A 23,192-nucleotide genomic window follows, 5' to 3' on the forward strand; every position below is an offset into this window, starting at 1 on the left:
ATGAGTGAACCAAAGAAGATTTAAATTATTTGCAAAAATTGGATATGCCACATTGTTTATATACATATTGTATGTAGCTATTGCCGTAGCGGATAAAGAGCTTTTTTTCCTATATTATTCAATAACTTCAGGGGCACTTGTATTAATCTCAATACTTTTAATGATTGTAGCTATAATAGAAAGAAGAAAGTCACTTATCATTTCATCATTAATCTTCATTGCATTATTTATAGCAGAAATTATTATCAGATCAATTTATCAATCATTTAATGATATATTAATTAATTATACTATTGAAACAATCTATCAAATCATATTTGCTATCGCGGTTGCGATTTTTGGATTTGGAATCTTAGATTTTTTATCATTTATGCAAAAAAGAAAGAACATTCAGGAACTTGCATTTGAAAATAGTAGTGCAATATATATTGAATATGATAAAAGCGCAAAAACATTTATATTTGAGTATTCAAAGAGCTTTTCAAAAGCTCATCACATTAACAAACAAACTAGAAAATATTCACTAGAAGAAATAAAATCATTTACAAAAGAAATAGATAGACACAAACTTATTGAAATTTTAGAAAAAAATAACGTTGAAAACACAACAGAAATAAATATTAAATTACCAGATTTAAATAATTACTTATCTTTTTACTTTTATGCAACAAAAACTAATAATCACTATTTATGGATTGCTTTTGATGTATCCGATATGGATTTAATGAGAAAGCAGTTAACAATAACAAAAAATCAGTTGAAGGAATTGTCGATATCTAATAAAAAAGTTATTGAAAATACAAACGAACTTATAGTTATTCTTGATATGAATGGAAATGTCATACAGGCTTCAAATAAATATTGTGAGATATTTAACTATGATCCTGATGAGATAGTGGGAGTTTATGTTAATGATATTGGGAACAGATATCATAGTGATTTCGATGAATGGATAAAAGATGTAGCTGAAAAAAAAATTACAACCTCAGTCACAAAATATAAAAAAAATGACGAAGATTTTCTTATTTCATGGAAGAATGTATTGTTAAATGATGGAGATGGCAAACCAAAATCTATTATTTCTATGGGAGAAGATATTACTAAAATAACAAATTTAAGAAATTCATTAGAATATCAAGCTAATTATAATCAGATTACTGGATTATTAAATAAAAATGGTTTAAATAAACGTATTAAAGAATTGAAAGATGTTAGATCAGCAGCTTGTTTTAATATTGATATTGATGAGTTTTATACAGTTACTGATTATTATGGTATCCAGATTTCAGAACAACTCTTAAAAATTCTAGGAAATGAATTAAAAAATATCATATCAAGCAATGATATACTAGCAAATCAAAGTGAAGATCAATTCTTATTAATTTTAATTAATCCTTCGAAAGTATTAATTGAAAAGACAAAAGAGATTTTAGAAGAACAAATTGTTAAATCTTATACTATTGGTGATCTTTATATACAAATAAAAAAACGAATTGGTTATGCAATATATACCGATGACACTAAAAATTTTAATGACTTAATCAATTATGCAGCGCTAGCATCCTATCATAAGCCAGACACACAATACAACCAAGTAACTAGATATCAACCAATTATGAAAGAAAACTTAGAAAATAACATTATTTTAGGAAATAGACTTTTTGAAGCAATCAAGAATAAAAAAATAGATATTCATATGCAATATATTATGGATGCCTCGACTCAAAAAGCTATTTATGTAGAGGCTCTTGCTAGATGGCATGATGACGTACTAGGTTTTATTGTTCCTGATGAGTTTTTCAAAGTAGCAAGAAAATCCAATTTAATTGAAATGTTAGAATTAAATTTAATCGAAAAAAGTCTATCTAGTTTTAAAATTCTTAAAGAAAAAGAAGGTCAACAAGATTTAAAACTTACAATCAATTTGACTCCAGAAATGTTTTTAAAAGAAGGATTTGCACAACAATTCTATGATATTACTATACTTAATCAGGTTAATCCAAAAGATGTTTTTGTAGAAGTATCTGAAAATACATTTGTACATAATAACTTTATATGTAATGAAATGATAAAAAGGTTTAAATCATTTGGATTTTATATAGCAATAGATGATTTTGGTAGTATGTATTCATCCCTAGCTGTTTTAGAAAACATAGAGTATGACATGATTAAAATTGATGGTAGTATTATTAATCACTTAGAATCAAAGAAAAATCATGCAATTGTTGAGATGATAAGCAGAATTGGCAGTTTGTCTCATAAAATAATTGTTGCTGAGCTTGTAGAATCAAAAGAAGTTAGTGATATTTTATTAAAAGTAAATATTTACTTACAACAAGGCTATTACTTCCATAAACCACAAAAAATGATATAAAAAACTGTCTTAATTGACAGTTTTTTTAATGAAGTTTATATGCTATAATGTTATAGATGAGAGGTGACATATGAAATTTCATTTAAATAGTGGTAATAGCTATGATTTAAATTTGATAGATGACTTAAAACGAGATCTTGTATTGATATTACCAGGTGGCGCATATCAGTATGCATCTGAAAGAGAAGCTGGTGTTGTTGCAGATGCTTTTTCTGATCTTTTTCATCAAGCGATATATTATTATAGAGATTCTCAAATACTTTATCCTAAAATTAACGATGAAGCATATGAACTTTTAAATATTTTAAAACAACATGAAAAGATCAATAATATTTATATCATTGGTTTTAGTGCAGGTGGACATTTTGCAGCTATGATCTCAAATTTATATCCTGATTATGTAAAAAAACTTGTATTATGCTATCCAGTGATTACGACAAATCCTAGATATATGCATGTAAATTCTTTTGTAAATTTATTTGGTAAAAAACCAACTACAGATGAACTAGAAGAAGTATCAATGGAAAGAAAGATACATTCTCAATTTCCACCAACATTTATCATGCATACGATGACCGATACAAGTGTTCCGGTGGAAAATTCATTATTATTTATTGAAGCATTAAAAGCAAATAAGGTTTATGTAGAAAGCCATTTATATCCAACAGGTAGACATGGTATATCTATTGCAACAAAAGATGTACGTTATGAAGATATGACTGAGAAAGATTACCTAGATACTTATGGATACATTTCTGATTGGGTAAGACTAGCTAAATTATTTTTGAAAAGAGGACTTTAATGACACATATATTATTAAGTAGAGGTATCATTGGTAGAGATGATATGGTCAAAGAGTTAAAAAATATAATAAAAAAAGAGTATAAAGTTTGTATATTAGCTTTTTCATTTTTTGATAAACACATAGATTCAAAAGAAGACTATGATTTATACTATAAAAAAGGTGGAGAATACTATCAAAAAATGATAGATAGTTTTGCACCATATGATATTAAAGAAAGTCAAATATCTTGGATATATTATTTTGATGATACAAAAGAAAGCGCAAAACAAAAAATAAGTGACGCTGATATCATCTATTTTCCAGGTGGATCACCTGATCAAATGATGACACGTATTATCGAGTTTGAATTAAAAGAACATATAGAAGCACAAGACAAAATATTCATAGGTTCTTCAGCCGGCACAATGATTCAGTTTGCTGATTACCACATATCAAAAGATATAGATTACGATTGTTTTAGTCTTCAAGAAGGATTAACTTTAATTAGTGATTTCATCATTGAAGTACATTATAGAAGAAGAAAAAAACAAAAGAGTGCATTAAGAAAAATGCATCGACTAACACATAAGAATATTTATGGAATACCTGATAATGGTGCCATTATCTATGATAATAATAAAATCATATTACTTAATGATGCATCGCAATTATACAACCACAAAGGAGTCATTAGAAAATGAAAAAGTTTTTAATAATTTATATTATCATCAGTTTATTATTTGGTGTCGCGATTTACTTTGTAACCTTAACATTAGCTTATAATCAAAGAGTATACGATGTCTACTATGAGTTGGCTGATGAAGCAGTAGCAACACTTGATTTTGATGATTTCATCAGTATGCAATCTATTTCTTATCAGAAGATTCATCGAGAAGAAACTGATTCGTACACGATTGATGTTTATCATGTAATTGGGAAAAATGATGAAACCTATATTAATCAGTTTGGTCTATTCATTGTACCAACACAAGAGGTTGATTTTGCTCTTGATGTAGAAGATTTAGATGACCAAACTGGTATTAGAGTTATTAAATTAAATGGCGAAGATGCAAATGAAACTATATATGAAACTTATACAGAACCAAGTTATGAAGGTGCCGCTGTTAGTTATGGATTATCTTTAATGTCATTTTATTTTTATGCAATTGATTTTGATGAAGATCTAGAATTAGAAATTGAACTGTATGATTATAATGGAGATATGTTTGCTAATTTTAATCAAAATATTATTTCTCAACAGTATCCAGATTTAGATGATGGATTTAGTCCAGGCATGGATGCTGATTACTTAGCAGAACTCATCGATCAAGATACTTATGTCTATCCAAAACTCATTAGAAATATGACAATTTTCATCGTTTCTGATATCATTCTAGGTTCACTTATATATTTTTTTATTAAGAGAAAGAATCAATAATTTCTTTCTCTTTTTTTTCTGTTTAGATTGATTTTTATTTTTTATCAATTATAATGAGTAAAGTAGAGGTGAATATAATGAAACATATTAGAACCAGTAAATATGATAATGAAAGATTTAATATAGTGAAAGAAAAAGAAACATTCCCAAAGCTTACAATGGAGCTTAAGATTGATCCGAATAAAACAATGCAGTCGATCATAGGTTTTGGTGGAGCATTTACTGAATCAAGTGCATATAATCTTTTAAGAATCAGCAAGGAACAAAGATTAAAAGCTATTAAAGATTATTTTGATCCAGTAGATGGATTAGGATATACCCTTGGTAGAGTATCCATACACGGATGCGATTTTAGTTTAAATAGTTATTTATATATTGATGATTATGATGATTCGCTTAATTCATTTTCAATTAAACGAGATCAACCAATCATTGATTTAATTAATGATGCATCAGCTATTAGAAAACAAGACATTAAAATTTTAGCTTCTCCTTGGACACCACCATTTTGGATGAAAGATAATAATTCACCCATTAGAGGCGGAAAATTGTTACCAAAATATGATCAAATCTGGGCAGACTATTTTGTTAAGTTTATTAAAGCTTATGAAGAAAAAGGTATAAATGTATTCTCAGTTACAGTTCAAAACGAGCCTATGGCAGCTCAAAGATGGGATTCATGTATTTTTGAAGCTGATGATGAAGCAAGATTTGTTAAAGTTTTAGGAAAGACTTTCAAACAACATGATTTGAAACAAAACATTTATATATGGGATCATAATCGTGATCAAATGTTAGAAAGAACTAAAGCGGTTTTAAAAGACAAAGAAGCGTATAAGTATGTTTATGGAACTGCATTTCATTGGTATGATCAAGAAGAATTTGAAGAAGTAAAAAAAACACATGACGCATTTCCAGAAAAACATTTACTTTTTACAGAAGGCTGTCAAGAAAACGGGCCACATCTTGGAGATTATGCTATTGGTGAAAGATATGGCAGAAATATGATAAACGATTTTAGAAATTATAATGAAGGATATATTGATTGGAATCTATTTTTAGATGATGTCGGTGGACCTAATCATGTAAATAATTTATGTTCTGCACCGATACATATTAAAGTTTTTAATGAAGAAGTTTATAGAAATTTGAGTTACTATTATATTGGTCATTTTTCTAAATATATTATGCCAAATGCTGTTCAAATTGAATCTAAAGGGGATAAAGATTTATATTATATTGCTTTTAAAAATCCAGATGATAGTTATGTTGTTATTATTCAAAATGAAAAAGAACAAGATTTCAAAATCAATATAAAAGGATTGAAAAAACCAATCGAGGTTCTTAGTAAAGCACATAGTATTTCAACATTATTAATTTAAAGTTAAATAAAAAGGAGCATATTGAACTGCTCCCCGTTTAGTAGACATTAAATAAAAAGGGGCTTAGTGGTTTTAAGGGGTTTGAAATTCGAGGAAAATTTTAATTTAGGCACTTTCATACTACAATTAAGTATGGAGGTGTTTTTATTATGGCAAAAAAAGGACAAATTTTTAAGAAGTATCCTTTAGATTTGAAGCTAAAGATTGTGAAAGAAAAAATTGATGTTGGAAAGAGTTATAAATTTCTTTCAGATCATTATAAAATTAGCGAAGGAACCATAACGACTTGGGTATATATGTATCGTAGAGATGGGGGACTTGATATCAAACAAAAAGGCAGACCAGTAGAGCTAGATATAGACTACAAAGAACGCTATGAAATCTTAAAAAAATTCCAGGACTTCTTGGGGGTGGTCGAACAAAAGAAAAAATAATTTTTATTGATAGATACCGAAAAACATATAACCTTAGATCAATGTGCGAGGTATTAGGTGTAGGACTTAAAAACTATTATAAATATAGAGGTGTATTGGATCCTGACTATAAAGTATATCGTCTAGTCAAAGAGGTATTTGATAGCAGCAAGAAAACATATGGATATAGACGCATAGCTGATGAAATACGCGATTGTAAAGGTATTATCATCAACTATAAGAAAGTCCTTAGAATCATGCGCAAGTATGGAATTCAAGCTCAATACATTAGAAATATCAAACCTAATTACAGTAAGAAATGCATAGAAGAAAATATCAAGGATGATTTATTAAAAAGAAAGTTTAATCAAAGAGGATGGGTCACAGATATAACATACCTTATCTTTGGAAGTAAAAGGGCATATTTATCTACGATATTGGATTTAAAAACTAGAAAAGTAGTCTCACATATCATCAGTTCTAGAAATGATAACAAGCTCGTTATGGATACATTAAATCTAGCAATCAGTAAAACAAAAGATCTAAACGGACTCATTATCCATTCAGATCAAGGGTCTCCGTATGTTTCAACAGAATATAGAATTATCTGCGAATCTAATGGTATACTCATTTCCATGTCAAGAAGGGGTACACCATTAGACAACGCAGTGATTGAGAGTTTCCATTCAATACTAAAAAAAGAAACTCTGTACAATAATGATATCAAAAATTTAAAAGAATATATACAATTAGTGGAAGAATGGATAGAATTTTATAACACCACAAGGAGAAAACAAAAAAAGTAGACCCTTTTTTATTAGTGTCTACTTTTTGGGGTCCACTTCATATCGCTTCTTTTTTTGTAAGCGTTTCACTTTTTTTAATAAAAGACTTTACTTTTAAATAAAATCTATTATAATGGAATTAGGAAACCGATTTCTTGAGGTGGCAAAATGATTATTAAAAAGCATATAGAAAGCAATAAAAACACTGGATATTATTTTCCTATGTTTAACTTAAAAGGGTTTAGATCATCAATTACGCCCTTTTTTGGTGGAGATGTAAAGACTGATCTTCATCATTATGCAACAGAACCTACATCAGAATTGGGTTTATTTGAACATACGCAATCGAGAAATGTCATTTTTGATATTGATCATAATTTATATTTTTTAAATGGACAAACACAATTACAACAAAATGATAGCATTGATTATGAAGTAGGACCTTTATATCAAAAAGTAAATAGACATAATAAACTTCATGATATATCAACAACTTCTTTTGTTTTATTAAATGAAATGGCAGAAGTACATGAAATAGTATATACAAATAAAACAAAAAAAGACCAGCATATAAAAGTTACTACTGCAACACCGATGTATGCAAGAAGTGTTGATAATTTGCATGATCATCGACATGTAACATCTTTATTAAACACAATTGATGTTTTAAATGGTGCAATTAAAGTTAAACCGACACTTTCATTTGATGAAAGAGGTCATCAAGTTAACGATACGACTTACTATTTTATTGCGTCAAGTGATGATATGCATATTAAAGGCTACATTCCTACTCAAGAAGATTATTTAAACCAGGGTTCATTCCATTTTCCAAAAGGCTTGGATAAATTAAAAGAACAAGGATATCACATAGATGGTTATGAAGCAATGGGCGGCATAGCATTTGATGGCATTATAATTAAACCAAATGAATCTGTAACATTTTATATGGCTATAGCTATTCAAAAAGAAGATATGGATATAAATCAGTTTAGAAAAACATATTTATCAACATCAGGGTTTCATAAGGCTTTAGATGAAGTAATAGCTTTTTTTGAAACATATTTAAGTCAATTGAAGTTTGAAATCGATACTGATGAAACATCAAAACAATTAAATTGGGTATCATTACAACCATTACTTAGAAGATATTATGGGAATTCATTCATGCCACATCATGATTATGGTAAAGGTGGACGCGGATGGCGTGATTTATGGCAAGATTTACTCGCATTAATTATGATGAATGATGATAGTGTTTATGAACTATTGTATAGTAATTTCCAAGGCGTTAGAATTGATGGTTCTAATGCGACAATTATTGGAGATCAACCAGGTGAATTTAAGGCGGATCGTAATCAAATAACAAGAGTTTGGTCTGATCATGGAGTTTGGCCATTAATCACAACTAAACTTTACATTGATGAAACAGGGGATGTTGACTTTTTATTGAAAGAACAATCATATTTTTCTGATCAGTTCACACATTATACTAGACAAATTAAAAAGATTAATGAACAAAATATATTAATTGATGAAAATAACAAAATATATAAGGGCTCAATTTTAGAACATCTACTTATTGAAAACCTAGTGGGTTTTCATAATATCGGAAAACATGGATTCACTAGACTAGAAGATGCTGATTGGAATGATGGATTAGATATGGCACATGAAAATGGTGAAACGATTGCGTTTACACACATGTATGCTGAAAATTTAAGTATTTTAGCGCATTTGCTAAAATCTACAAATTTAAAATCTATAAATTTATTAGACGATATCGAGGTTTTATTAACCAAAAACGCAAATTTACAAACTTATTTTGATAGAGTATCTCAATTTAAAGGCAACAAGGTATCTTTTAATATAAATTATCTTTTTGAAAGATTAATGAAACTATCAGAAGATAAGAAAAAATTTATTAATGATAATGCATATGAAGAAAATAAATATCAAAGTTATTATGATAAAAACGGAGAATTATTAGATGATAAAACTTCAATTGCTTTAACAGGTCAAGCAATGGCACTCATAGCACACACTCCAACTCAGGAACAAGCTCAAAAAATAGCTTTTCACACAAAAGAAAAGCTTTTCGATACAAGTGTTGGTGGATATCATTTAAATACAAATTATCAAAAAGTATTAACTAATATGGGTAGAGCATTTGGATTTGCATATAATCATAAAGAAAATGGAGCAGTATTCGCTCATATGGCTATGATGTATGCTTATGGGTTATATGAATATAATTTAGTTGATGAAGCAAGACAAGCAACATTTCAACTATTAAAGCAAGCTCAAAAAGAAGACTCTCAAGTATTAGCTGGCATACCTGAATATTTTTCTGATAAAGGTCACGGAAAGTATTCATATCTTACTGGATCAGCTAGTTGGTTATTACTATTACTTAGAAAACAAATATTTGGACTCGAATTTAATTTAGGAAAATTAACACTTAATCCGAAATTGACAAAAGAAGATTTCATAAATCAAAGTGCATCAATAGTAACAAATATATTTGGTAAAACAGTCAAAATAACATATCACAATCCGAAAAATTTAGATTATGGTCAATATAAAATTAAAGATATATTTATAAATGATAAAGAAGTACACATGCCTATTACAAAAATTAATGGAAGTATAGAGGTGCATCTAGATGAAATTGTATGATACTTATGATTTATTAGGAATTGGATATCAAAAAATATTTAACTTTCAATCCTGGAGAATTGCTAAATTAAATTATATTAAAGAACTTGACATCCAAAATCTTAATTTTATTGAATGTCATCATGAAACTGATGAAATATTCGTATTAATTCAAGGAAAATGTGATATGTTTATATTAAAAGAAGATTCCCCAAAAACATTTGAACACTTTTCCTTAGAAACACAAAAAATATATCGTATACCTAAAGGTGTTTATCACGCTCATGCTCTTTCTAAAGACGCACAGATACTTATTATTGAAGAAGACGATACATGTGATGGTAATTCTCATCGTGTCTATCTAAACGAGCAAGAAATTAAAAACTTACAATTATCAACATGTGGAGGTAATTGATGAATTACAAACTAGTATGGCAAGATTTATTTGATCAAGATAAATTAGATTTAAACACATGGAATATTGTAACGGGTGGCAATGGATTTGGAAATAATGAAGATCAATATTATACAAGTCAAGAAAAGAATCTATTTATTAAAGATCAAACATTGCATATAGTTGCATATAAAGAAGCGTATAAGCAAAGAAATTACACTTCAGCTAAAATCTCTACAAAAAATAAAAAGCTTATTAAATATGGACGCATTGATGTATTAGCTCATGTACCTAGAGGTATGGGGACTTGGCCAGCAATTTGGTTACTAGGTGAAAATATTAATGAAAGTGGTTGGCCATTATGCGGTGAAATAGATATGATGGAACATGTAGGAAATCACGAAGGATTCTTTCATTATTCTCTTCACTCAAAGACATTTAATCATAACAAACGCAATCAACCTACATACATTTATGAAGATCAAAAATTGCTTGATGGATTTCATTTATATCGTCTTGATTGGGAAGAAGATAAAATCTCATTTTATGTAGATGACAAGCATATGGCGACATTTAAAAAACCTCAAGATGCAACCGTCGAACAATGGCCATTTGATCAATCTTTCTATTTTATTTTAAATCTTGCGATTGGTGGTAGTTGGGGAGGATATATTGATGATTCAATGTTTCCTGTTGCATTTAAGATTAAGCACGTTAAAGTATACGAAAGAAGTGATGAAAATTGAACAAGAAAAGAACAATTTATAATATCGCAAAAGAACTAGATTTAGCTCCTGGAACGATTTCAAAAGTAATTAATAATACTGGAAATGTTTCTGATTCAACTAGAAAAAGAGTACTAGCGTATATAAAAAAAGTAGGATATGTACCTAATAATTCAGCTAGAATGCTTAAGTCTAAAAGAACTTATACAGTAGGTATTGTATTTACTGAAGAATCTGATGTAGGATTAGAACATTCATTCTTTTCTAGTATTTTGCAACATTTTAAAACATTTGTTGAAGTACAAGGATATGAACTTAGTTTTATTGTTAAAAAACTAGGACAACATGAATTATCATATTACGAATGGTGTATGAATAAACGTGTAGATGGCGTTTATATCGTTGTTGGTAACTATGATGATAAGGGGTTATATGAACTTGTTGAAAGTTCTATACCAGCCGTATCAACAGATATGTTACTTCCAAAACTTCATACTGTAATCAGCGATAATGATCAAGGCGTTAAACTGATATTTGATTATATAAAAGAAGAGTTGAAGCTTAAAAATATTGCATACATATCTGGACCTAAATCTTCTAAAGCCTTTAATGAACGTGTAGATGCTTATCATAAATACACACAAGAATACCAGTTGAATCAAACATCAGAAGTCATCTACGCAGATAGCTTTGGATTTACAAGTGGATATAATGCCGTATACAAGTTATTAAAAAAACCTGAACAAAAACCTGAACTTATTATGGTTGCTAGTGATGATATTGCACTAGGGGTTTTAAAAGGTTTATCTGATATGCATATTAAAGTACCAGAGGACATCCAAGTTGTTGGCTTTGATGATATTGCATTTTCTAAGCATTTTACCCCATCGCTTACAACAATAAGACAAGATAGAAAATTGTTAGGCCAAACCGCAGCTAGACTTTTAATTGAACTTATGGACAACCCAAACAAGGATGTTTCTGAGATTGTAAAATTACCAGTTGAATTAGTCATCAGAGAGTCTACAAGAAAAAAATAAATTTTTATATTGAAAACGGTTTCTTTATATGTTATGATATAAATATAATGAAAAAAGAAATCGGTTTCCTAAAAAGGCGGAACCGGTCTCCTTTAAAAAAAGAAACCGATTTCCTTAAAAAGGAGAGAAATATGGAAAATTATCATTTCAAACTTAATAATTATCAAAAGCAAAAACCATTTTCTAGCTTTTTAAGTGGGGTCTCTGGATTAAAAGGTATCCCTTTATGGGCTTTTTATGTCAATAGAGGTCAACTTATCTCATCTTTTGGTATTAGAAATAAAGATGGCGCAATCATGGAGTTCTTTCCAGCTAATGCAGCTTATCATTATGTATCTAGAATTGGATTTAGAACATTCATAAAGATTGATAACAAAGTTTATGAATGTTTTAAAGAGCAAGGTGAATATCAAACATTAGATGTTTATCAAGATCGAGTATCTATAACACAAAACTTAGAAGAAGAAAAAATTTCAATAAAGATTACCTATTTCACACTTCCTAATGAAAGAATGGCAGCTTTAGTTAGAAAAGTTGAAATCATAAATCACAGTAATGATGAAAGACAAATTGAAATTGTTGATGGATTGGCACAGATTTTACCAACAGGTGTTGATTATGGAGGATATAAAGCCATTTCAAATTTATTACAAAGTTGGATGCAAACCAAAAACAAAGAAGAGTATGTGTTTTATACTTTAAGGGGTTCAACCGGAGATGAAGCAGAAGTAAGTGAAATCAGCGAAGGTAACTTCGTGCACTCAAGATCGAGTATAAAACCCACTTACATTTACGATTATAAGGCTTTATTTTTAGAAGATACATCATTAGAAATACCATATGCTTTTATAAATGGTGATATTTTAGAACAAAAACAAACACACGTTAATCAAGTACCAGCAGCAATGGTGCATTACGCTTTTAAATTAAATAAAGAATTTAAATTTGTATCCATGTTTGGATATAGTGAAACAGAAGATAAATTAGATGAATTTGTTAAAAAGACTAATTTGAACTATTTTTTAAATAAAGAATCTGAAAATAAACAAATTCATGATGAAATAACGAGCACGATTAAAATGAAAACTAATTTTCCGATTTATGATGCATACTTAAAACAATGTTATCTCGATAATGTATTACGCGGTGGTTATCCAATACAAATTGAAGCTAAAGATAAAGATGCTACGTATTATATATATTCAAGAAAACACGGTGATTTAGAGAGAGATTATAATTTCTTTAATTTAGAGCCAGCTTATTATTCTCAAGGCAATGGTAATTTCAGAGATGTACTTCAAAATAGAAGAAATGACTTAGTATTCTTTCCAAAAATCAAAGCATTTAATGTATTGATGTTTACATCTTTCATTCAAGATGATGGATATAATCCATTATCTATTGAGGGCATTGAGTTTATATATGAAGGTGATATCAATAATCTAGACACAGAACTTATTAAATTTATACAAAATCCATTCACACCTGGAAAACTTCTTATGGTGATTGAAGATCTAAAACTAGATGAGTCATTGTTTAAAACAATACTTGCTCAAAGTAAAGTCATTTATAAAGCATCATTTGGTGAAGGGTATTGGGAAGATCACTTCACATATCTTCTAGATTTGATTGAAGGTTTTGAATCTATATATCCAGATTTTGTAGAAGATTTATTATTTAATCAAAAAGTCTCTATTTATCAATCAAATGCTTATGTTGTTCCAAGAAATCAAAAATATGTAATGACACATAAAAAAACGATTAGACAATTTGGGTCTGTAAAGCATTTAGATGAAATGGATCATTGGTTAAAAGAAAATAAAAAAATTATTGAAATTCCTGTAATATCAAAATTATTGACACTTGTTTTAAATAAATATGCACATTTAGATCCAAAGGGCATTGGACTTTCATATGAAGGGAATAAACCAGGATGGAATGATGCGTGTAATGGTATACCAGGATTATTTGGATCAGGAGTATCTGAAACATTTGAACTTTTAAAGTTAGTTTCTTATTTAAGAAAAAACATTGAAAAATATGGCGATTATGAATTAGATATTTTATCTGACACAAAAGAATTTATAAATAAATTAAATCTGATCAATGAGCAAGATGATTTCAGGCATTGGGATCAAAGAATGAATGCTCTTGAAGCTTATCGAAAAAATAGACTGACTAGAAACACAAATATTTCTAAAGTGAATTCAAAAGAAATATTTGAGATTACATCTAAAATAGAAACAGTTTTAGAAAAAGCAGTACATAAAGCAAAAGCGTTAAGTGATATCATTCCAACATATTTAACATATGAAGCAACTTCATATGATGAAATTGTAGATGATAACAATCAACAAGTTATTGGAGATTATGGCCTACCTTTAGTTAATGTTCACTCTTTTGAAATGAGAGCATTACCGAGTTTCTTAGAAGGACCTGCAAGATATCTAAAAAATTTAGCAAAACCAGAAGAAGCAAAATCTATTTATGATAACGTTAAACAATCAGGTTTATATGATAAGAAACATAAATTTTATCAAACAAGTGTTTCCTTAGAAGAAGAATCATTTGAAATTGGTAGATTAAAAGCATTTACACCTGGATGGTTAGAGAGAGAATCGAATTTCTTACACATGACGTATAAATATTTACTTGGATTATTAAAGTCAGGTTTATATGATACATTCTATGAAGAAATTAAAACAAATTACACATGTTTTATGGATCCTGAAGTTTATGGAAGGTCACCTATAGAAAATTCGTCATTTATTGTGACTTCTTCAAATCCTGATCCAAAAAAACATGGTCAAGGATTTGTCTCAAGATTATCTGGATCTACAGCAGAAATGTTATCAATGTTTAGTTACATGTTTTATGGTAAAAATTTATTTAAATATTTAAATGGACAATTGATCTTTGAATTAAATCCAAAATTAAATAAGGAATTTTTTATAGATCATAAGATTGAAACCACACTTTTTAAGGATATTAAGTTGACTTATCATAATGAATTATTAGTTAACACTTATGATGAAGATGCTTATATCGAAAAGATAGTATTAACAACAAAAGATCAAGTTATAAAATTTGATCAATCATTTATTGAAGAAAAATGGGCAAAAGATATTCGTAAGAAAAATGTCTTAAAAATAGATGTCTATTATAATAAGGAGGAAAATAAATGAAAAAAAGATTTATATTTACCGTTTTAATGTTATTAGCTGTATTTACTTTAGTTGCATGTGGTGAAACAGAAACACCTGAAGTGACTTTATCAGCAATTACTTTTAGCGGAGTTGACAATGTCACTCTAGACTTTGATGCAGATTTCAATGTATTAGATGGCGTAACAGCGACAGGTAATAATGATGTAGATTACTCAGATTTAATTACGTATTCTCACGTAGCTACAACAATTATTACAGATGATGTATTAGATACAACAGTGACTGGACAACATGCGATTAAGTATGAAGTAGAAGTCGATGGCATATTAGCACAAGTATTTAGAATGGTTACGGTTAGTGAACCGGCAGCTGTTGAAGGTCAAATGCTAGTTAATGCTGATTTCTCACAAGGTACTGCAGGTTGGGATGGCAGTGCAGTTTATATTGCAGATGGTGCTGAAATGACTTTATCTACAGAAGATTTTGATGGCAATCTTGCATTTAAAGCTGAAGTTGTTGTTGGTGCTAATGTTTGGACTCCAAGATTTGGCCAAATGAATGTACCTTTTGAAGATGGCAAGACATATGAAATTTCATTTAAAGCTAAATCAAGCGCAGAAAAAATAATTAATTTACAAGTTGGTGAAATATTAGCTGGTGCACCTTACTGGAATGATTTTAAACCAGGGTTAACTATTACTAAAACTATCACAACTGAATGGGCTACATATTCATATAAATTCACTATGAATCAAGATAATCAAGCTGGTGGTATCTTATTTGAAATGGGTACTATAGGAAGTAATGCAGTTAATGCAACTTTATGGTTTGATGATATTACAATAACTGAAACAACTCCAGATCTTGATGAAACAGCTCCAGCTTTCACTGGATTAGCTGCATCAAAATCTATTTTAGTTGGTGCTGATTTTGTTCCAATGGCAGGCGTTACTGCGTTTGACATTGTTGATGGCGATGTTACAGAAGATGTAGTTGTTGAAATTAAGGATTCAATGGATGCTGTTGTTCAATCAGTAGACACATCAGTTGAAGGAACTTATACACTTACTTATACTGTAAGTGATGTTGCTGGCAATGAAGCTGAATTCGTTGTTACTTTAGAAATCGTTGGAATGCAATTTAGTGATACTAATTTAATTGTAAATCCATCATTTGAAGCTGATCTTAATGTTGAAACTCCTGAATGGGCTTTATGGCAACAAGATGGTTATTGGGCAACACCAGCTCCAGTTGTGGTTACAGAACTTGATACAACTGCTGGAACTTATTCACTAGATATTACTGGTGGTGGAGATGCTGCATGGGCAGTTCAATTTTCTCAAGATGGAATTGAACTTGTTGAAGGTAACACATATCGCTTAACTGTAATGGTTCAAGCAGAAGTTGCAAGAAAGATAAATGTAGCAGTAGGTTATGGTGACCCATGGGTTCAATATGCTAGATTTGATGGTCAAGATGTTGCAACTGATGAAACAACTTTAGAATTCTTATTTACAGTTTCTCAAGCAACGCATGAAGTTAAAGTAGTCTTTGAACTTGGTTCACAAGATGGCTTTGCTGATGGCTTAGTAACATTTAGTGAAGTTAAATTACAAGAAGCATTATTAGATGACATCATTATGAATGGTCAATTTAATACTGGTTGGGAACTATGGTTCCAAGACTGGGGAGATGCTCCAACAGTTACACTAGATCGTACAAATGGTTCATTTGATCTTGCGATTGATAAAGGTGGAGATGCTTTCTGGGCTGTTCAATTTAACCAATTAGTTGATTTAGAAGCTGCTACAACATATACACTTTCATTTGATGCAAGTGCTACAGTAGCAAGAAATATTAATATTGAACTTTTAGGCACATCTCTTGAAGGTGATTCAAAAGGGTCATTCGATTTAACAACAGGTGTACAAACATTTACAGTTGATATTACAACTACTGATGCACTTACAGCTGCTAAATTAAGTTTCGAAATGGGCGCAACTGGATCATTTGCTGCAGGTACTGTTTCTCTTGACAATATTTCATTAAAAGTTAAAGATGATGCAGAAGCAGAAGAACTAATTATCAATGGTGATGCAACATCAGTTCCATACTTTATGTATGATAATGCTGGTGAAGGTGCAGGCACAATGGTTTTAGGCGAAAATAGTGCAGTTATTGATGTAACTACATTAGGTTCACAACCTTATACTCCTCATTTCTATCAAATGATTGAAGGACTTACTCCTGGCGATTATGTATTAAAAATTGTCTTAGACTCAACAGTTGATAGAGACTTAAGAGTTAACATGGTATTACCAGATTCTGGATATGCAAGTATCTTAGCTGACGGTTCTGTTGACTTTGGTGTTGTTTCAACTGAAACTAACGTTGTTTATGTAACATTTACAGTGACAAATGAAGTTACTAATGTTAAATTAGAATTAGACTTTGGTACATTAACTGATTTAACATCTGCTGTTGGTGTATTTACAATTTATGAAGTGTTAGTATATCAAGATTTAAATTAATAAGGGAGGACATATAGATGAAAAAAATAGTTTCTCTATTAATGGTATTAATCTTAGGATTTGTCTTAGTTGCTTGTGGTGGCGATGATCCACTAGATCCAACTGGTCCAGTTCAAACAATTCAGTTATCATATGCTGACTGGGGAGACCCAGAATTCAATCAAAAAATGATTGATGCCTTCGAAGTAAAATATCCTAATATTAAAGTTACTTTAAGAACAGATATTGAAGGTAGTGGTGAAGCATTTACTGGTAATTTAATTACTGCTGCTCAAGCAGGATTGTTACCTGATGTATTTGCGACAGATAATGTACCTACAATTATTAATGCAGGTTTAACGCTTGATGTTGCACAATATTGGGATGCTGATGTAGATACTGATTCAGTTTATGATAATATAGCTTTAACAGGTGTTTATAATGGTAAACGTTTTGCAGTTCCATCATTCCAATTTTTAAAAGGTATAATGATTAACTTAGATATCTTTGAAGAAGCGAATTTAACAACTGTTGATGGCAAATATCGTATCGACAATGATGGCTATCCAGTAAAAGATTGGACATTCGAAGAATTTATTGAAGTTGCAAAAGCAATCAAAAACTTTGAAATTAATCCTGCTGATGATACTTTAGTAGATCCAGCTAACACTGTTGTTGGTTTAGATACATGGTATGGAAGTCCAGATTTCCAACAAGTATGGCCAATGATGGAAGACGAAAATGTTCAATATGACACATGGGATGGAACACAATTTAATTACACATCTGATGATTGGGTTTATGCCATGGAACAAAAAGTTGAAATGCACCAATTAACTAATGGTACAACAACAAGATTCACTACAGAAGTATATGATGCAAACACAATCTTACAACAATACTTAATTCAATTTGGTGTTGGTGCTATGGATATCGAAGGATCTTGGCAATTTTGGGTTCTTAATGAAGCTAAAGAAACAAGTGATATAAACTTAGGTTTTTGGCCTTATCCAAGTGGAGATGCAGGTTTATTTCCGCCAACAATTCTAGATTATCAAGCAGTATCTAGTCAAACTGATCATCCTGAAGAAGCATATTTGCTTGCAAAATGGATGACATTTGGTGAAGAAGGTTGGGAAGCTAGATTAGATTTACTAGAAGCTGACTTTGATGAAGCTGAAGCTGCTGGTATAACACCAATGTATTTAGATAGATTCCCAGTTGCTAATTATCCAGGAGTTTGGGATAGAGTTTATGATTTAGTTGATGGTATTGAAGGTATTGATTACACATTTAATCGTATCGAATATGCTAAACCAGATTTAGACAAATGGTTACCAGGATATAAAGATTTCTGGGCATGGGTTAATGATCCAGAAAATCCATATAATTGGGAAAACCTTGTTCAAGCTGGCCCACAAGCAGTTGAAACATATGCTGTTCAATGGGAAAATAAAGCAAATGAAATTGTTCAAGGACAACTAGAAACATTAGGTTCAGATACAGAATAAAGATAAATAAAAGAGTAGATAGAGGAGATGGAAATCTCCTCTTGACACTATATTTTTGGAGGGTAATATGAAAAAAACAAAAGATATTTTAAAAAAAGGAATGGCACATATAGAGGCGTTTTTTAAGTTGCTTACCATTAAGAAATGGCTGATATTAACCTTTTCTGTATTACTAGTGACGATTATTACAGTTTCTTTTTTTAAAGTATCTTCAAATCATGATTTTTATGCTACACAAGAATTATCTTATGATTATAGTAATCAAAGTCTTTCGCAAGCATATAATCAAACGCTATATAGTGAGCTAAAACAAAATTATATAGAAAATAACATTCAAGATACTCAAGTAGAAGAAACAGTAACTACTTTAGAGATGGTCGGTGATTTTGTTGATGTAAATGATGTTAACTATGGTGAAATAGTGCAAGATTACCAATCACAAAAATCTAATAGTAATGATATTTTATTATTAAAAGAAAATAATGATATTACGTGGACTCATAATGAAAGTGAATCTGGGTTGTATTATTTAGCAATTGACTTTTATGAAATTCAAGATAACATTAATCAAGCACAAATCGAAATATCAATTAATGGTGAACCACAATTTTATGAGGCTCAAACTATTGTATTAAAATCAAAATGGGTTTATGACACATATGACTTCATGCTTGATCGTTATGAAAATGAAATTATGCCAAGTTCTCATAAAGTAAAAGAATGGACATATCAAAATATATATGACTACCGTGGTATGCATCCAGGTTATTTTGCATTTTATTTAGAACAAGGTGATGAACTTTCTATTTCTTATGTTAATCAAGAAGTTTTAATTGGTCAAATATATTATGTACAAAACGAATCATTTATGACTTATGATAATTATTTAAATATGTATCCGACTGCTAACGTTGTTGAAGATGAAATAACAGTATCAGCAAGAAATATCTTATATCGTAACAATCCATCGATTAGACTTAGAACAGAACAAGATCCATCAAACTTATATTATGACACACAATTTTTAAGATTAAATACAATCTTTGGTGATTCTTGGCAAAATTCTGGTGATGAAATTGCGTATGAAATAGATGTTGAAGAAGCAGGATTTTATCATTTATCATTTAAATATAGACAATACATGATTAAAGATATGACTGTATTTAGAAAGATTAGAATTAATGGTGAAGTTCCTTTTGATTTATTTGAAAGTTACGCATTTCCATATACGACTAATTTCATTAATCGTACATTATCAGATTCAGATGGTGAGTCCATTAAAGTTTATTTAGAAGCTGGTACAAATGAAATTGTATTAGAATCAGTCAATTATCCTTATCGTGACACAATTGAAACTATTCAATATGTCATGAGTAATATTCAAGCATTAGCTCTAGACGTTAAACGTTACACCAGTGGCGGAACTGATAAATATAGAGACTGGGATATCGAAGCATATTTTCCAGAAGCAAGTGATAATATCACAAGTTGGGCAAGACTATTAGAAGAAACTTATGATGTTTTATTACCATTATCTGATATAGAACAACCTTCTGAGATTGCAAACTTGATGGTTGCGGCTAAGAGATTAGATAATATTGCATCTGACATTAATAAACTACCTTCTATGATGGTTCAATTTTCTGATGGAGATTCATCAATTAATCAAATATTAGGCGATTTAATGCAAAGATTACTAAGAACAAATCTAGAAATGGAACGTATGATTGTTCATGGAGATGTAAAAATTGAAAAACCATATGCTAATATATTTGTTCGCTTTTTTGAAGGAACAAAACGATTAGTTTTATCATTTGTTAATAACCCATATTCTGCATCTGATAGAAACGATGAAGATATAACGGTTTGGGTTAACCATCCAAGACAATACATTGAAGTCATGCAAGCTTTAATTGATCAATATTATCAAGGAAATAGAAAAGTTACATTATCACAAATGCCAGATCAAAATAAATTGATTTTAGCGAATGCATCAAATCAAGCACCAGATTTAGCCATTGGTGTTGATCACTGGATTCCATATGAATTTGCGATAAGAGATGCAGCATTAGATTTAAGACAATTTTCAGGGTATGAAGATACAGTTAACAATTTTACTAAAGGAGCTATGATTCCTTATGTCTTTCAAGATGGGGTTTACGGTTTACCGGAAACACAAGATTTCTGGGTAACTTATTATAGAAAAGATATATTAAACAGTATTGGGATAACTGAAATACCTCAGACATGGGAAGAAATCATTGAGATCCTGCCTTTGTTACAAAGTTATGGCATGAATTATTTTGTACCATTAGCACAGTATAGTGGACTTAAACCATATGTTGCAACACTACCATTTATTTATCAATTTGGTGGTGATTTATATGCATCTGATGGTATGTCTACAGCAATTAACTCAGAAGAAACATTAGAAGGTATAACTTTAATGAGTGATTTATTTACTTTATATAACCTTCCTAAGTATGTTCCTAACTTTTATAATCATTTTAGATATGGTCTGCTACCTATTGGTATATCAAATCTATCAACTTATATTTTATTAGAAACAGCAGCAGTTGAACTTGATGGTCTATGGGAAATGGATTTACATCCTGGCGTATATAATGAAGAACTTGATGAAATCGTGAGATATTCATCTGTAGGCGGTCAATCATCAATGATTATGAGTTCTACTGAATATCCAGAAGAATCATGGGATTTCTTAAATTGGTGGATGTCAACATCCGTTCAAAGTGAATTTGCATTTTTATTACAATCTACATATGGGCAAGCATATTTTTGGAATACAGCTAATATAGAAGCATTCAAAAATATTTCAATGCCAGATGAATATAAACAAATCATATTAGAACAATGGGAATATGGAGTTGAAGCTTCAAGAATTCCTGGGGCATATATGGTTGAACGATCTATTAGTAATGCATGGACATCTATAGTATTTGATGGTACAAATCCAAGACAAGCTCTAGATGAAGCGGTAAGAGTATCTAATAGAGAAATTATTTATAAAATGGCTGAATTTGGATATACAGAAAATGGAGAAATTATTAAAGAATATATTGTTCCGAGTATTTATAATATAGACCAATGGCTGACGGAGGTAGATCATGACTAAAAGAATGAATCATCCAGCATGGTTTCTATTACCTTACTGGACACTATTTTTCGTATTTATTATTGTACCTGTTATTGCGGCAATCTTCTTATCATTTACTTATTTTAATGCAATTCAAGCTCCAACTTTTATTGGAATTACTAATTATATCGAATTGATTACGATGGATACAGTATTTATGCAATACGTTTTATCAAATACTTTAAAATTTGCATTAATAGTTGGACCTGTAGGATATTTGCTATCATTTATTCTTGCATGGGTTCTTGCACAAATACCACAAAAATATCGTACAGTTTTTGCAATCATTTTATATTCACCATCCTTAACCATGGGTGTTGCAATGGCTTCTATGTGGCGTATCATTTTCTCTGGTGACTCACAAGGGTATTTAAATAGTTTACTTCTAAATTGGGGAGTTATATTAGAGCCTATTCAATTTTTACAATCACCTGATTACTTAATGACAATTATGATTGTAGTAAGTTTATGGAGCTCTATGGGTGTCGGCTTTTTAGCAATGCTTGCAGGTGTATTAAACATTGATCAAACATTGTATGAAGCTGCTTATGTAGATGGTATTAGAAATCGTGCACAAGAAATATTTTATATTACGATTCCATCTATGAAACCACAAATGTTATTCGGTGCTGTTATGGCAGTTGTTACAACATTTCAAGCAGGAGGTATTGGGGTTCAATTATCTGGATCAAATCCGACACCACAATATGCTGGCCAACTCATTGTTAATCACATTGAGGACTTTGGCTTTATCAGGTATATGATGGGTTATGCAGCTACAGTTAGTGTTGTATTACTCTTAATTGTATATTTTATTTCAAAAATAACATTTCGTATATTAGGTGAAAAGGAGTGAT

The 23,192-nt window shown here is 30.0% G+C and carries 16 protein-coding genes; all 16 read left to right on the plus strand.

The window, feature by feature from the left end:
• Window positions 1–4: 4 nt before the first annotated feature.
• Window positions 5–2,374: an EAL domain-containing protein gene (locus MPAN_RS03405; protein ID WP_176238613.1), complete on the plus strand. Its 2,370-nt coding sequence runs from the start codon at window positions 5–7 to the stop codon at window positions 2,372–2,374.
• A gap of 70 nt (window positions 2,375–2,444) precedes the next feature.
• Window positions 2,445–3,176: an alpha/beta hydrolase gene (locus MPAN_RS03410; protein ID WP_176238614.1), complete on the plus strand. Its 732-nt coding sequence runs from the start codon at window positions 2,445–2,447 to the stop codon at window positions 3,174–3,176.
• Window positions 3,176–3,859: a Type 1 glutamine amidotransferase-like domain-containing protein gene (locus MPAN_RS03415; RefSeq protein ID WP_176238615.1), complete on the plus strand. Its 684-nt coding sequence runs from the start codon at window positions 3,176–3,178 to the stop codon at window positions 3,857–3,859. Before MPAN_RS03410 ends, MPAN_RS03415 begins: the two co-directional genes overlap by 1 nt.
• A complete protein-coding gene (locus MPAN_RS03420) occupies window positions 3,856–4,596 on the plus strand; it encodes a hypothetical protein (RefSeq protein WP_176238616.1) in 741 nt (246 codons plus the stop codon). Before MPAN_RS03415 ends, MPAN_RS03420 begins: the two co-directional genes overlap by 4 nt.
• Before the next feature lie 77 nt (window positions 4,597–4,673).
• Window positions 4,674–5,978 carry a glycoside hydrolase family 30 protein gene (locus MPAN_RS03425; protein WP_176238617.1) on the plus strand — a complete coding sequence of 435 codons (1,305 nt, stop codon included), beginning with the start codon at window positions 4,674–4,676 and terminating at the stop codon, window positions 5,976–5,978.
• A gap of 149 nt (window positions 5,979–6,127) precedes the next feature.
• Window positions 6,128–6,412 (plus strand): hypothetical protein, encoded by a 285-nt coding sequence (locus tag MPAN_RS03430; protein ID WP_176238618.1) that lies wholly within the window; start codon window positions 6,128–6,130, stop codon window positions 6,410–6,412.
• A 5-nt stretch (window positions 6,413–6,417) separates the two neighbouring features.
• A complete protein-coding gene (locus MPAN_RS03435) occupies window positions 6,418–7,197 on the plus strand; it encodes an IS3 family transposase (RefSeq protein ID WP_231756823.1) in 780 nt (259 codons plus the stop codon).
• A 147-nt stretch (window positions 7,198–7,344) separates the two neighbouring features.
• Window positions 7,345–9,852, plus strand: coding sequence for a GH36-type glycosyl hydrolase domain-containing protein (locus MPAN_RS03440; RefSeq protein ID WP_176238619.1), 2,508 nt, complete (start codon window positions 7,345–7,347; stop codon window positions 9,850–9,852).
• Window positions 9,839–10,246 (plus strand): cupin domain-containing protein, encoded by a 408-nt coding sequence (locus MPAN_RS03445; protein ID WP_176238620.1) that lies wholly within the window; start codon window positions 9,839–9,841, stop codon window positions 10,244–10,246. The genes MPAN_RS03440 and MPAN_RS03445 overlap by 14 nt, the downstream gene beginning before the upstream one ends.
• The gene (locus tag MPAN_RS03450; RefSeq protein ID WP_176238621.1) at window positions 10,246–10,971 is read left to right on the plus strand and encodes a glycoside hydrolase family 16 protein; all 726 of its coding nucleotides are present in this window, start codon (window positions 10,246–10,248) and stop codon (window positions 10,969–10,971) included. The genes MPAN_RS03445 and MPAN_RS03450 overlap by 1 nt, the downstream gene beginning before the upstream one ends.
• Entirely contained in the window at window positions 10,968–11,990 is a 1,023-nt protein-coding gene (locus MPAN_RS03455; protein WP_176238622.1) for a LacI family DNA-binding transcriptional regulator, read from the plus strand. Before MPAN_RS03450 ends, MPAN_RS03455 begins: the two co-directional genes overlap by 4 nt.
• 131 nt (window positions 11,991–12,121) lie before the next feature.
• Window positions 12,122–15,175 (plus strand): cellobiose phosphorylase, encoded by a 3,054-nt coding sequence (locus tag MPAN_RS03460; protein ID WP_176238623.1) that lies wholly within the window; start codon window positions 12,122–12,124, stop codon window positions 15,173–15,175.
• On the plus strand, window positions 15,172–17,688 hold the full coding sequence (locus MPAN_RS03465; protein ID WP_176238624.1) for a carbohydrate binding domain-containing protein: 2,517 nt from the start codon (window positions 15,172–15,174) through the stop codon (window positions 17,686–17,688). Before MPAN_RS03460 ends, MPAN_RS03465 begins: the two co-directional genes overlap by 4 nt.
• A gap of 17 nt (window positions 17,689–17,705) precedes the next feature.
• Window positions 17,706–19,178, plus strand: coding sequence for an ABC transporter substrate-binding protein (locus MPAN_RS03470; protein WP_176238625.1), 1,473 nt, complete (start codon window positions 17,706–17,708; stop codon window positions 19,176–19,178).
• A 67-nt stretch (window positions 19,179–19,245) separates the two neighbouring features.
• Window positions 19,246–22,314 carry an extracellular solute-binding protein gene (locus tag MPAN_RS03475; RefSeq protein WP_176238626.1) on the plus strand — a complete coding sequence of 1,023 codons (3,069 nt, stop codon included), beginning with the start codon at window positions 19,246–19,248 and terminating at the stop codon, window positions 22,312–22,314.
• Window positions 22,307–23,191 (plus strand): carbohydrate ABC transporter permease, encoded by an 885-nt coding sequence (locus tag MPAN_RS03480; protein ID WP_176238627.1) that lies wholly within the window; start codon window positions 22,307–22,309, stop codon window positions 23,189–23,191. Before MPAN_RS03475 ends, MPAN_RS03480 begins: the two co-directional genes overlap by 8 nt.
• Window position 23,192: the final 1 nt, after the last annotated feature.

This window comes from Mariniplasma anaerobium (genome assembly GCF_016865445.1).
In the GTDB taxonomy this organism is placed as follows: Bacteria; Bacillota_I; Bacilli_A; order Acholeplasmatales; family Acholeplasmataceae; genus Mariniplasma; species Mariniplasma anaerobium.